Origin of the sequence: Dactylosporangium sp. NPDC051541 (assembly GCF_044454505.1) — a bacterium.
GTDB lineage: Bacteria > Actinomycetota > Actinomycetes > Mycobacteriales > Micromonosporaceae > Dactylosporangium.
In genome coordinates this window covers 202653-214988 of record NZ_JBITDU010000015.1, presented here as the reverse complement: position 1 = coordinate 214988, position 12336 = coordinate 202653, and the positions used below count along the sequence as shown (strand labels likewise).

General features: G+C 71.4%; 10 protein-coding genes. 4 read left to right on the top strand and 6 right to left on the bottom strand.

Annotated features, from left to right (window positions below; all coding sequences use genetic code 11):
• Positions 1-457: 457 nt before the first annotated feature.
• Entirely contained in the window at positions 458-871 is a 414-nt protein-coding gene (locus tag ACIA8L_RS45015) for a hypothetical protein (RefSeq protein ID WP_395914632.1), read from the bottom strand.
• 41 nt (positions 872-912) lie between these two features.
• Here ACIA8L_RS45015 and ACIA8L_RS45010 point away from each other — a divergent pair, with 41 nt between their 5' ends.
• From ACIA8L_RS45010 to ACIA8L_RS45000, 3 genes are all read left to right on the top strand, one after another.
• On the top strand, positions 913-1521 hold the full coding sequence (locus tag ACIA8L_RS45010) for a CGNR zinc finger domain-containing protein (RefSeq protein ID WP_395914630.1): 609 nt from the start codon (positions 913-915) through the stop codon (positions 1519-1521).
• 33 nt (positions 1522-1554) lie between these two features.
• Entirely contained in the window at positions 1555-3120 is a 1566-nt protein-coding gene (locus tag ACIA8L_RS45005; RefSeq protein ID WP_395914628.1) for a hypothetical protein, read from the top strand.
• Between the two features lie 388 nt (positions 3121-3508).
• Positions 3509-4123 carry a hypothetical protein gene (locus ACIA8L_RS45000; protein ID WP_395914626.1) on the top strand — a complete coding sequence of 205 codons (615 nt, stop codon included), beginning with the start codon at positions 3509-3511 and terminating at the stop codon, positions 4121-4123.
• 38 nt (positions 4124-4161) lie between these two features.
• Here ACIA8L_RS45000 and ACIA8L_RS44995 read toward each other — a convergent pair whose 3' ends face one another.
• Positions 4162-5088: a glycosyltransferase family 2 protein gene (locus ACIA8L_RS44995; RefSeq protein WP_395914625.1), complete on the bottom strand. Its 927-nt coding sequence runs from the start codon at positions 5086-5088 to the stop codon at positions 4162-4164.
• Positions 5085-6008, bottom strand: coding sequence for a sulfotransferase (locus ACIA8L_RS44990; RefSeq protein ID WP_395914623.1), 924 nt, complete (start codon positions 6006-6008; stop codon positions 5085-5087). The genes ACIA8L_RS44995 and ACIA8L_RS44990 overlap by 4 nt, the downstream gene beginning before the upstream one ends.
• 80 nt (positions 6009-6088) lie before the next feature.
• Between ACIA8L_RS44990 and ACIA8L_RS44985 the strand changes: the two genes are divergently transcribed.
• Positions 6089-6904, top strand: coding sequence for a WecB/TagA/CpsF family glycosyltransferase (locus tag ACIA8L_RS44985; protein ID WP_395914621.1), 816 nt, complete (start codon positions 6089-6091; stop codon positions 6902-6904).
• 34 nt (positions 6905-6938) lie between these two features.
• Here the strand turns inward: ACIA8L_RS44985 and ACIA8L_RS44980 are convergent, their stop codons facing one another.
• The 3 genes from ACIA8L_RS44980 to mfd are packed head-to-tail and all read right to left on the bottom strand — an operon-like array spanning position 6939 to position 12208.
• Positions 6939-7892, bottom strand: coding sequence for a MazG family protein (locus ACIA8L_RS44980; protein WP_395914619.1), 954 nt, complete (start codon positions 7890-7892; stop codon positions 6939-6941).
• A 6-nt stretch (positions 7893-7898) separates the two neighbouring features.
• The gene (locus tag ACIA8L_RS44975; protein ID WP_395914618.1) at positions 7899-8585 is read right to left on the bottom strand and encodes a hypothetical protein; all 687 of its coding nucleotides are present in this window, start codon (positions 8583-8585) and stop codon (positions 7899-7901) included.
• 38 nt (positions 8586-8623) lie between these two features.
• Positions 8624-12208 carry a transcription-repair coupling factor gene (mfd, locus tag ACIA8L_RS44970; RefSeq protein ID WP_395914616.1) on the bottom strand — a complete coding sequence of 1195 codons (3585 nt, stop codon included), beginning with the start codon at positions 12206-12208 and terminating at the stop codon, positions 8624-8626.
• Between the last annotated feature and the right edge of the window lie 128 nt (positions 12209-12336).

Here is a 12336-nt window from a genome sequence, read left to right as displayed (position 1 = left end):
TGAGAGGTCCGCTCGAAAGATCACGCGATGGCCGCGCTGCATGCCGGACCACCTGTCCGACAAGTCACGCCAACCGCGTTACACCACTATCAGGGACGCCACTTTCCGGGAATCGACCTGCCGCCAGGCGCCGCCGATCGCAAGCCACGGGGTCAGTCTGTTTCGCGAGCCCAATTCCCGCCTAGCCGTGCGCCTGTCTCCTGGGCGAGAACCCCTGCCTCGCCTCTCGCCTCTCGCCACCGCTCCGCCGCTCGCCGCACGGTGTTTGCGCCGCACGCTCCTACCTCGCGCGCATTGCCATCTCACGCCCGCTTTGTCACCTCGCGCGCTCTGCTAGCTCGCGCGGTATTGCGTGACCCTCTGCTCTTGCGCCATTGCGTTCCTCTTGCGCCACCTCGCTCTTCCTCTATTCGCTATCTCGCTCTTACACCGCCTTACTCTCGGTGCACAGCGTTTCTTACGCGGTCAGTACCCCGATTCCCAAGCTCAGTGCCCCAGCCGCCAGGCAGACCGCACCCAGCCAGACCATCACGATCGCCCCGTTGGGCTGGGTTCGCTCCTTCCCCGCCGACGAAGCGAAGAACCCGCCCGGCATCAGGATCGCCGCGGCGAGAATCCCGGCCCGCCCGAGCCAGCCCACGACCCCGTCGAGCCGGGCGAGGTCGGCGTAGAGCACCCCGACCAGCCCCAAGGTGACCAGGACGCCGGCGTGTGCGTGGCCGGCCCTGGCGAAGGCCTGCTGAAACGGTGTCATCGGCACGGATCCCCGCACGATCTTGGTGAGGAAGTATCCGCCGAACTCGATGGTGACGATCGACAACAGTGCGATCCCGGCCAGGACGCGGCCCGCGTCGGTGAACTCGAACTGCATGAAGAGCCCTTCCCCCGTCACTGCCTTGATACGCTACGGCAGTGACGGTACCCGCCCGCGGCATCACTGGTCAAGCCGAGATAGACAGTTACGTCGCGGACTGGGTCGAACTCTGCCTGACGCTCGTCAACGACCTGGCCATCGAAGCCCGGCAGGGCCGTCAGGTCACCGGGGACGCCGGTCTCGGCGAGGCCTTCGCTGAGCTCGCCGGCAACGCGTTGACCAGGCAGTTCGAGCTGTCCCTGGCCGACGTCGACGATCTCGCCTCGGTGGCCCGCCGACTGCACATCGCCATCGACGCGTGTATCGCCGGTGACCTGATGACCGCCGCGTTCGCGTTGAATACGGTGCTGGCGGAGTTCGGGGCAGTACCAAATCTGCATGCCGCACCCGGTGAAGCGCCGCACCTGGCGTTTCACGCGACCGATGCGCCCATCGTCGATGCCTGGGCCGCCGAGTCCGCGACCGCGCTGGCCTTTCTCGTGGGCACCCACCAGACTCACCGGCTCGGCCAGTGCTCCGCGGAGACCTGCGACGCGTTCTACCTCGACGCTACCAAAAACGCCTCCCGCCGCTTCTGCTCACTCGCCTGTCAGAACAGAGCGAAGTCAGCCGCTTACCGTCAGAAACGACGCGTCCAGCCCAAGTGAGAAACTGTCGTACCCACCCGTCATCCTGTCCTCGTGAACCTCACCGCACGCGCCACCGGCGTCGTCGTTATCGGGCTCGGAATGGTCGCCACCATTACCGGCCTGGCGCTGCCGTGGACGATCGCCGGTGGGAAGCACCCTGACCTGACCACGATCGCGGGCGTCGCGTTCCTGGGGCCGCTGCTGAGCGCGCTGTGCCTGGTCTACGCGCGTTCGGACCCGCGCCGGTCCCGTATGGTCGCGATCGTCGCCGCGGTGGCCGGGGCGGCGTCGGGCGTGATCGCGGTGGCGCTGGCCCGCCTGGTCGAGCCGAGCGCGGGCATCGGCCTCGGCGGCCCGGTCACCGTCGTGGGGGCCGCGGTGCTGGTCCTGGGCTGGGCGGTGCTGGTCTTCACCGGCGTCGGCCGCCTGCCCGGCGCGGACTGGAGACATTGGACTCCGGTCGGCATTATTTCGGTGGTACTGGCTCTGCTGGCCGGCTTCGCCATCTCCTGGGCCCGCGAGGGAAGGTTCGTGGATGCGACGACAGCCGATGCCGCTGCTCCGGCCACCCAGGAGCAGACGTGGCCGATGGCGTTCGCGGGTGTGCAACTCGTCGGAGTACGCAAAGATCAGGCCGTCGTCCGCGCCGCCGACGGCATCCGGGCCATCTGGCTCAACAGCGGCACCGTGGCCTGGCAATACCTGCGCTCCGACCTGCCCACGCAGGCCGCGGGGCTGGTCGACGACGCCGTCGTGGTCGCGTTCGGCACCGACGACGGGGTCCTGGTCACCGCCCTCGACGCGGCGACGGGCGCGGCGCGGTTCTCGAAGCGGTACCAATCCGGGAAAATGGTGACCGTGCACGCCGCCGGCCGCACGGCAATCCTGTCCGGGACGGGAGCCGGGGCGGGTGTCGTCCTCGGCGTCGACGCTCGTGACGGCACCGAACGCTGGCGCTGGACCCCGGCCCGCGGCGGCGCCGCCTGCGACATCACCGACTTGGCCGGCTCGCCCACGACCGTGGCGGTGGCCCTGCGCTGCCGGGCCCAGGGCGTCGACGACGTCGCCGTCGGCCTGGCCGCCACGACCGGCGCCGAGATCTGGTCCTGGCACGCGATCCAGCGGGGCACCACCGAGCTGCGCGTGCTCTCGGTCGGCTCCGGGTTCGTCACGCTGACCGGCGCCGCGCCGCAGCGGGCGACCTACATGGACGCGGGCAACGGCTCGGTCGGCACCCGCCACGACGCCCCCGGCACCCTGTCCGCCGCCGCGGGCGCCAGCCTGATCTACGCCGACCCGGGCTCGGCGCAGGCCCACCTGTCCTCCGTCGAGGCACAGACCGGCAAGGTCCAGTGGAACGTCGGCCTGGGCGGCCTCGGCGGCTACCAGCCCGTCGCCGTGACGTCCGCCGAGGGCTACGCCTACGTCCTGTGGCGCAACACCGCCGGCGCCCTCCGCCTCCTCACGATCGCCACCAGCGACGGCTCGACGAAGGAAGAACGCGCCGTCGCCTGCAACACCGCCTGCCCCGAAACCCAGCTAGCCGCCGCCACCGGCCACGCCGTCGTGGCCACCCGAGAGGAGAAGTCCACCCAGCTCTACCTAACAGTCACCTAACAGCCGCCGCCGTTGCCGCAGTCGTCTCGCCGTGCCGGCAGCCGCCGTCGCTCGGCCGCGCCAGGCTGCTACGCACGTGCCGCCGTCGCGCCGCGCCGCAGCCGCCGCGCAGCTGTCGCAAGGGCCGCGCCGCAGCCGCCGTGCAACCGCCGCCTCGCCGCGCCCGGCCAGGCTGCTGCCTAGTCCTCGCCTCGTCGTGCCACGCCAGGCCGCCGTGTAGCAGCCGCCGTCTCGCCGTGCAACCGCCGTCTCGGCGCGCTCGGCCTGGCCGCTGTGCAGTCGTCGCCTCGTCGTGCCACGCCAGGCCGCCGTGTAGCAGCCGTCATCTCGCCGCGTAGCCGCCGCCGAGTCGCCGTGTCGAACGACTGTCGAGGCCGTCGACAGCTTCATGTGCACCGCTCGCCGCCGCCACGGGCCGCGCTGTTCAGGAGGCCTGGGCGGAGAGCCCGCGCGGCTCTACCTGAACGTCGCCGGACCGGCTCCATTCCGCGTCGCCGTTGCCGCCGCCGTCGTCGCCGTCGTCGCCGTTGTCGCCGTTGTCGCCGTTGTCGCCGTTGTCGTCGCCGCCGCCGCCGTCGTCGTCGTCGCCGTTGCCGTCGCCGTTGTCGTCGTCGTCGCCGTTGCCGTTGCCGTTGCCGTCGCCGTCGCCGCCGCCGCCGTCGTCGTCGTCGCCGTTGCCGTCGTCGTCGTCGTCGTCGTCGTCGCCGCCGTCGTCGCCGTCGTCGTCGCCGTCGTCGCCGTCGTCGTCGTCGTTGCCGTCGCCGTTGCCGTTGCCGTTGCCGTTGCCGTTGCCGTTGCCGTCGTCGTCGTCGTCGCCGTCGCCGTTGCCGTTGCCGTTGCCGTTGCCGTTGCCGTTGCCGTCGCCGTCGCCGTCGCCGTCGTCGTCGTCGCCGTCGCCGTCGCCGTCGTCGCCGTTGTCGTCGCCGCCGCGGTCGTCGTCGTCGCGGTCGCCGCCGTCGTGGTCGTCGGAAAGACTCCTCGCACCCCAACGGGCCGTGGCTGATGGGCGAGCCCTTGTAGCGGCGGCCGCGAGGTCGGTGGCTAGATGCCGCGGCCCCGTCGGTGTAGAGCGCCCAGCACACTTTCGACTCTCACCACGCCAGTCACCGCGGCCAGTGCGATCGCGGCCCGTGGCTCCCGCCAGTTGGAGCGCATCGCGGCTTTCGTCCAGCGCCAGGCGTCGCGGCGGTTGCCGGTGGCGGCGGACCAGCAGGCGAGCTGGCCGTAGACGCGGCCCGCGCCGGTGGTGGAGGCGGCGATCTCCGGGTGGCGGCCCATCATCCAGCGCAGCGAGGCCATTTTGGTCCCGTACTCGTACGCGAACATCGACGTCCGCCCCCACAGTACCCGGACCAGAGGCTCGTCGACGTGCACGATCTCGCCGCGCTTGACGGCCCGGAGCAGCAAGTCCCAGTCCTCGTTCTGGCTGCCGGGAGCGTCTTCAGCCACCAGTCCCATCTCATCGGCGGCGAACGCGGAACGCCGGACCAGGAACGTCGACGAGTGCAGCATCGACATCCGCGACCGGACCAGATCGTCCAGGCCCACCAGCGAGGCCCCGGCCAGGCGGGGTGTGAGCCGGTCGCCGAACTCGACCTCGATCGCCGACGTGCAGAACTCCGCCTGCGGCCGCTGTTGCAGCGCGTGGACCTGCCGGCGGAGCTTCGTCGGCAGCCACACGTCGTCGTCGTCGCAGAACGCGACCAGGTCGGTGTCCAGGGCGACGATCCCCGTGTTGCGCGCGCCGGCCAGGCCGGGTTTGCGCAGGTTGGGCAGCACGTCGAGCGGGCGCTCGCCGCCGCGGCAGAGGCCCGCGTCCGGGTCGTGCTGGTCGAAGATCACGATGGTGCGGACGTGGCCCGGGTAGTCCTGGGCAACGATCCCGGCGACGGCGCGGCGCAGCAGCTCCGGTCGATTGCGGGTCGGGATGATGACGCCGACGCTGGGCCAGTGGCCGGCCGCGATCATCGGACGCCCCGGTAGCCGTAGGCGCCGAGCAGCGGCGCGGTCAGGGCGCTCACGACGCGGCGCTGCCGTCCGGGCAGAGCGGTGCGCCAGGCGTCGTCGCGGCGCAGCGGGACCGGGCCGACGGTGAAGCGCATCGGGTTGCCGGCGGCGCTGTGGCAGGCGCCGAGCTGGGCGACGCCATCGTTGAGGAACGACAGGCCGCCGGGCTTGATGTCCATGAACTGCGACAGTTCGCGCAAGGTCGTCTCCGGTTGGTCCAGGAGTTCCTCGTACCGCACCCGCTGCACCGGCACCCCGCAGCGGTGCAACGCCGAGAAGGCCATGTTGTGCGCGTTCCACAGGAGGGCGGAGCGGCCGGGGGTGTACCGCGTCATCTCTTCGGCGTTGTCGGTCTCGGGCCGGGAGACCTTCTTCGTCCACGAGTACGCCACGCCGCGGCTGTCCCGGACCATGTGCACGACGCGCAGGTCGATGCTCGGCGCGAACCGCAGGCAGTAGGCGAGCGCGGCGTGCTTCGAGGAGTCGACGAGCACGTCGGCGCCGGAGACGATCGCGGCGGCTTCATACAGGCGGGCGTACCAGTCGGCGTACTCCTCCACGAGCAGTCGATGCGCCGGGCTCATCCGCAGGCTGGCCAGGCGCGGAATGTGCCGGGTCCGCTCGACCGCGTGCCGCAGTGCCAGCACCCGCCAGACGTCGACGTGGTGCCAGCCGCCGAACGCCTTCTCGCCCACGGCCTGCCAGAACCCGCACTCCGAGAAGTGGTCCCCGCACGCGCACCGCTCGTCACCGGCGATGTCGCGCTCCCAGAGGTGCACGACCTCCCCGAGCGGGCACACGCCGGGCAGTTCCCCCAGCAGGCGTTCGAGCAGCGTGGTGCCGCTGCGCCCGAGCCCTCCGAGGAACAGAACGCGTACCAAAGCGTCCTCCTTGGTCGTTTTGGTAGATATGCCAGTTTCGCTGGCATCTGTGAGGTCTAACGAGGAATTGCGGACGAACGATGCTGCGGAGCTACTCCCACACCCGCCGGGTCCCCGTCGGTGGACTGCCGATCGACCCCATCACCGAGGACGAGGTGGTGGACCGCGTGCTGGCCGCGCTCGAACGGGGCCGCGGCGGCTGGATCGTCACGCCGAACGTCGACATCCTGCGCCAGGTGGCCCGCAACGCCCCGCTGCGCGCGCAGCTCAGCGCGGCCGACCTGGTCGTCGCTGATGGCGCCCCGCTGGTCTGGGCGGCCCGCCTGGCCGGACGAGCACTGCCGGCGCGGGTACCGGGCTCGGACTTGATCTGGTCCCTGTCCCGGGGCCTGGCCGCCCGCAACGGCAGCGTCTTCGTCCTCGGCGGCACCCCGGCCGAGCACGGCGAGCCGGACGGCGCCCAGCGCGCGGCCGCCCGCTTGGCCGCCGAGTGCCCCGGCCTGCAAATCGCCGGCGCCCACTGCCCGCCGTTCGGCTTCGACCACAACCCTCGCCGCCTGCGGTCGGTCTGCGCGCGGGTCATACAAGCGCAACCGCAGATGGTGTACGTCGGGATCGGCTTCCCCCGCCAAGAGCACCTGATCGCGTCGCTGCGTGAGGCCCTCCCGGCAACCTGGTTCCTGGGCTGCGGCGCGGCGGTGAACTTCGTCGCCGGCGACGTCCAACGCGCCCGTCCGGCTCTGCAGAAGGCCGGCCTGGAGTGGCTGGACCGCCTGGCCCGCGAACCCCGCCGCCTGGCCCGCCGCTACCTACGCGAGGACGCCCCCTTCGCCGCCGCCCTGCTGGCCCGCTCCCTGCACCACCGCCTGACCCGCCGCCCCGCCCACCGCGCTTAGTCCCTGTCCGGGACCGCGAGCAGGAGCAGACCGCTCAGTTGGATTGGCGTTGTTGTTCGGCTGCGCGGACCGAGGCCATGTAGTGCAGTGCGGCCTCGCGTAGGGCGGCTTCGGCGTCCTCGTCGGCGGATCTCGCCTCGGCTACCGCTGTGAACAAACGGTCGCCCAAAGTTGTGGGTGGGGGGAGTGGGACGGACAGGCCGGCGCGCTCCACGCGTTGCAGCAGTTTGGCGGCCAAGGCCAGCGCGGGCTGGGAGAGGGCGACACCGTCCACTGCGGACGATCGGGACTTCTCCGCCTTCTTGATCTGCTCCCAGTTGGCGATGATCTCGTCGATGCCGCCGACCTCCGTGTCCGCGAAGACGTGCGGGTTGCGGCGGATGAGTTTTTCGACCAGGTCGCCGGCCACGTCGTCGATGGTGAAGGCGGATGTCTCCTCGGCCAGGCGGGCGTGTATGAGGACCTGGAGCAGCACGTCGCCGAGCTCTTCGCGCACCGCGGAAGCGTCGTCGTCCCGGATGGCGTCGTAGAGCTCGTATGCCTCTTCGAGCAGGAACGGGGCCAGGCTGGCGTGGGTTTGGGCGCGTTTCCAGGGGTCGCCGGCGTCGGGGTGCATGAGGCGGTCCATCACCGTGACCGCGTCGAGCACGCGGGCGCCGGCAGGGTCCCAGGAGCCGTAGACCAGCTCGAGCTCGGCCAGCCCGGGCTCCCGGGCCAGCCGGAGGCCGAGCTCCCGGGCGAACTGCTCATCGCCGTCGGGGGAGGCCAGCCAGACCACGGTCCCGTGGCTCGCGACGAAGCTCAGGAGCGGGTCGACCGAAACGGCGGTCACCGTGACCGAAGCGCCGGCCGCCCGCAGTGCGGACGCCTGCGGAGAGTCGGCGGCGGTCAGGACCGGGTGGGCGCGGACGAGGTCCCAGGCTTGGGCGGTGAGGACGCCGGGTGGGATGCGGGGTGAGGTCACCAGCAAGATCACGCTGCCCGCCACTGCCTGTCAGCCCTCCTCGAAGTGCTCCGGGAAGTCTACGGCAAGGTGGCGGCCGTCCAGGACCACGGGCAGGATCACCGGGCCGTACTGCGGGTTGACCGTGATGTCGGCCGCGTCCATCGCGTCGCCGAGGCGGTGCTGGGCGGCGAACAGCGGGGCCAGGTTGGTGTTGATTTTGAAGGCGTGCACAGCCGTGTCGTAGTCGACGTCCGCGTCGGCGGCGCCGGCCTCGTAGAGGCGGTCGGCCTCGTCGTCGGTGAGCGGGCGGGCCTGTTCGGCCGCGGCTATGGACTGCAGGCCGGTGAGGTATCGCGTCCACAGCTGCACGTAGCGGTCGGTCGGCGGCAGGCCGAACGTCTCCGCGATCGTGTCGGCCGGGGCGTTCCGCGTGTCGAGGCCGCGCTCGGCGATGACCCGCTGGCCGGCGTCGGCCAGGACGATGAGGGAGACGACCTCGGCCCCGGTGGTGTGCACGATCGGGGGTGGCAGGAGGTCGGGGTTGGCGGCGCGCTTGCTGCCCCAGTCGGCGATGCGGCGGTCGGCCTCGGCGTTGACGTCGTGGACGATCCGGTTGACCTCGGCCACCGAGACCGTCCGGTCACCCAGGTAGACGGCGGTGTCCGGCTGGGAACGGCACGCGGCCAGCAATGACACAGTCAGGGCGAGGACGGCCGCAAGACGACGAGCACGCATAGTGCCCCACCCTCTCACGGCCGTCGCCCGGGATGCTGTCACGCCGCGACCGGGTCACCCAGAACGGTTTTGAGCAACTCGGCCGCCCACTGCAGCAGCTGCGTGTCGCGCATCGGCTCGCCGCCGACCCGGCGGGTCGACGGGCGGGGGAGCGAGACCGTGTCGGCCGCGGCCTTGTACACCGACTCCGGGTAGAGCCGCTTCAGGCGCATCTGTTTCGAGTCGGGCAGCGGCAGCGGGCCGAAGCGGACGTGCTTGCCCTGCAGCGACACGTCGGTCAGGCCGTAGGCGCGGGCCAGGAAGCGGAACCGGGCCACGGCCAGGAGGTTGGCGACCGGCTCCGGCGGCTCGCCGTAGCGGTCCTTCATCTCGGCCACGATCTCGTCCAGCGCGGCGTCGTCCTTGGCCCCGGCGATCTTGCGGTAGATCTCCAGGCGGAGGCGCTCGGCTCCGATGTACTCCAGCGGGAGGTGGGCGTCGACCGGCAGGTCGATCTTGACGTCGGGCTCTTCCTCCTCGGGCCGCTCGCCCTTGAACTGCGCGACCGCCTCGCCGACCATGCGCACGTAGAGGTCGAAGCCGACGCCCTCGATGTGGCCGGACTGCTCGCCGCCGAGCAGGTTGCCGGCGCCGCGGATCTCGAGGTCTTTCATCGCCACATACATGCCCGCGCCGAGCTCGGTGTGCTGGGCGATCGTGGCCAGCCGCTCGTGGGCGTGCTCGGTCAGCGGCTTGTCCGGCGGGTAGAGGAAGTAGGCGTAGGCGCGCTCGCGGCCCCGGCCGACCCGGCCCCGGATCTGGTGCAGCTGGGCCAGGCCGAGCAGGTCGGCCCGCTCGACGATCAGGGTGTTGGCGTTGGGGATGTCGATGCCGCTCTCCACGATCGTGGTGCAGACGAGGACGTCGTACTCCTTCTCCCAGAACCCCACCATGATCTTCTCGAGGGCCTCCTCGGACATCTGGCCGTGCGCGACGGCGATGCGGGCCTCGGGCACCAGCTCCCGCAGCCGGCGGGCCGCCCGCTCGATCGACTCGACGCGGTTGTGCAGGTAGAAGACCTGGCCGTCGCGGAGCAGCTCGCGGTGGATGGCCGCGGAGACCTGCTTGTCGTCCTGGGCGCCGACGAACGTGAGGACGGGGTGGCGCTCCTCGGGCGGGGTGGCGATCGTGGACATCTCGCGGATGCCGGTGATCGCCATCTCCAGGGTCCGCGGGATCGGGGTCGCGGACATGGTGAGCACGTCGACGGAGGCCCGCAGCTGCTTGAGGAACTCCTTGTGCTCCACGCCGAAGCGCTGCTCCTCGTCGACGATCACCAGGCCGAGCTGCTTGAACCGGGTCGCGGTCTGCAGGAGCCGGTGGGTGCCGATGACGATGTCGACGGTGCCGTCGGTGACCTTCTCCATGGTCAGCTTGGTCTCGGTCGGCGTCTGGAACCGCGACAGCTGCCGGACCTCGACCGGGAACTGCGAGACCCGCTCGGAGAACGTGTTGAAGTGCTGCTGGGCCAGCAGGGTGGTCGGCACCAGCACGGCGACCTGCTTGCCGTCCTGCACCGCCTTGAACGCGGCCCGCACGGCGATCTCGGTCTTGCCGTAGCCGACGTCGCCGCAGATCAGCCGGTCCATCGGGACCGACTTCTCCATGTCGCCCTTGACCTCTTCGATCGCGGCGAGCTGGTCGGGGGTCTCCTGATAGGGGAACGCGTCCTCGAGCTCCCGCTGCCACGGGGTGTCAGGACCAAAAGCATGACCCTGCGAATTTTGTCGTACCGCATACAGCTGAATCAGCTGCGCGGCGATCTCCCGCACCGCCTTGCGGGCCCGCGACTTGGCCTTCTGCCACTCGGAGCCGCCCATCTTGTGCAGGGTGGGCGCCTCGCCGCCGACGTAGCGGGACAGCTGGTCGAGCTGGTCGGTGGGGACGAAGAGCCGGTCGCCGGGCTGGCCGCGCTTGGTGGCGGCGTATTCCAGGACGAGGTACTCCCGGTCGGCCCCGTTCACCGTGCGCTGGACCATTTCCACGTAACGGCCGATGCCATGCTGCTCGTGCACGACGTAGTCGCCGGCCCGCAGCTCGAGCGGGTCGATCTGGTTGCGCCGCCGGCTGGGCATCTTGCGCATGTCCTTGGTGGACGCGCCCCGGCCGCCGGAGATGTCGGTGCCGGTGATGACCGCGAGCCGGGCGCCTTCGTCGAGGAACCCGAGCTCGAGCGACCCGGTGGTGATGGTGATCGCGCCGGTCGGGGGCGTCGAAGCGATCGAGTCGACCAGTGAGACCCCGAGGTCGGCGCCGCGCAGCACCTCGGCCGCGCGCTGGGCCGGCCCGGTGCCCTCGAAGACCAGCGCGACCCGCCACCCGTCCCCGGTCAGCCGCTTGAGGTCGTCGACCACCCGGGCTGTCTCGCCGTGGTAAAGCGGCACGGCCTGGGCCGACAGCGATATGGCCACAGCGTCATCCGAGACGGCAACGACAGGATCTTCGCCGAGGCGCCAGGGCTCGTCGGGGGAAGCCGAGTCGGGAGTCGCGGAGAACGGGCTCAGCGACCACCACGGCTGGCCCAGGGAAGCCGCGGCCGTCCGGACGTCGCCCAGGTGGCGGAACGCCGCCGCGCCGAGGTCGATCGGGGCCTTGCCGCCGACCGCGGCCGCGGCCCAGCTGGCCTCCAGGAACTCGTCGCTGGTGCGGACCAGGTCGTGGGCCCGGGTGCGGATCCGCTCCGGGTCGCAGAGCAGCACGTGCGTGCCCGCCGGCATGCAGTGCAGGACCAGCTCGAGCGAGTCGGTGCCGCCGAGCAGGGCCGGGGCCAGGGACTCCATGCCTTCGACCGGGATGCCGCCGGCGAGCTTGTCGAGCATCTCGGCCAGCTGCGGGTGGTCGGTGGACAGGGCCGCGGCCCGCTCCCGGACCTGGTCGGTGAGCAGCAGCTCCCGGCACGGCGGGGCCCACAGCCGCTCGACCTTCTCGATCGTGCGCTGGTCGGCGACGGCGAAGGAGCGGATCTCCTCGACCTCGTCGCCCCAGAACTCGACCCGCAGCGGGTGCTCCTCGGTCGGCGGGAAGACGTCGAGGATGCCGCCGCGGACGGCGAACTCGCCGCGCTTGGTGACCAGGTCGACCCGGGCGTAGGCGAGCTCGGCCAGCCGGGCCGTGAGCGCGTCGAGGTCGGCCGACCCGCCGGGTTGCAGCTCGATCGGCTCCAGGTCGCCGAGGCCCTTGAGCTGCGGCTGGAGCACCGAGCGGACCGGGGCGACGACGACCCGGGGCCGGGGCGCGTCGGCGGTCGGGTGGGCCAGGCGGCGCAGCACCGAGAGCCGCCGCCCGACGGTGTCGGAGCGCGGGGAGAGCCGCTCGTGGGGGAGCGTCTCCCACGACGGGTAGACCGCGACGGACTCCGGCTCCAGCAGGCACGCGAGGGCCGCGGCCAGGTCCTCGGCCTCGCGGCCGGTCGCGGTCACGGCCAGCAGGGGCCGCTCGGCGGCGATGGTCGCGGCGACGAACGCGCGCACGGCCGGCGGCCCGGTCAGGTCGACCTGGTCACTGTGGCCGGCCCGGGCCAGATCCCGGGCCCGGGTGAGGGCGGGGTCGGCGAGCGCGGCGGTGGCGAGTCCTGCGAGCTTCATGGTGATTTGCGCCCAATCTGCACGGCAAACAGCCCCAGCGCCCAGAACAGGCGGGGGTGGTCGATGCAGACTCAAGACTAGCCGGAGGGTATGACAAAAACGCGACCGGCCAAACACCACAAGAAACC

What these genes read in the sequence shown, in the direction of transcription:
- ACIA8L_RS44985 (WP_395914621.1), top strand. Translation starts at nt 6,089, where the DNA reads ATGCTGCGGAGCTACTCCCACACCCGCCGGGTCCCCGTCGGTGGACTG.
- mfd (WP_395914616.1), bottom strand. Translation starts at nt 12,208, where the DNA reads ATGAAGCTCGCAGGACTCGCCACCGCCGCGCTCGCCGACCCCGCCCTC.
- ACIA8L_RS44975 (WP_395914618.1), bottom strand. Translation starts at nt 8,585, where the DNA reads ATGCGTGCTCGTCGTCTTGCGGCCGTCCTCGCCCTGACTGTGTCATTG.
- ACIA8L_RS45000 (WP_395914626.1), top strand. Translation starts at nt 3,509, where the DNA reads ATGTGCACCGCTCGCCGCCGCCACGGGCCGCGCTGTTCAGGAGGCCTG.
- ACIA8L_RS44995 (WP_395914625.1), bottom strand. Translation starts at nt 5,088, where the DNA reads ATGATCGCGGCCGGCCACTGGCCCAGCGTCGGCGTCATCATCCCGACC.
- ACIA8L_RS45015 (WP_395914632.1), bottom strand. Translation starts at nt 871, where the DNA reads ATGCAGTTCGAGTTCACCGACGCGGGCCGCGTCCTGGCCGGGATCGCA.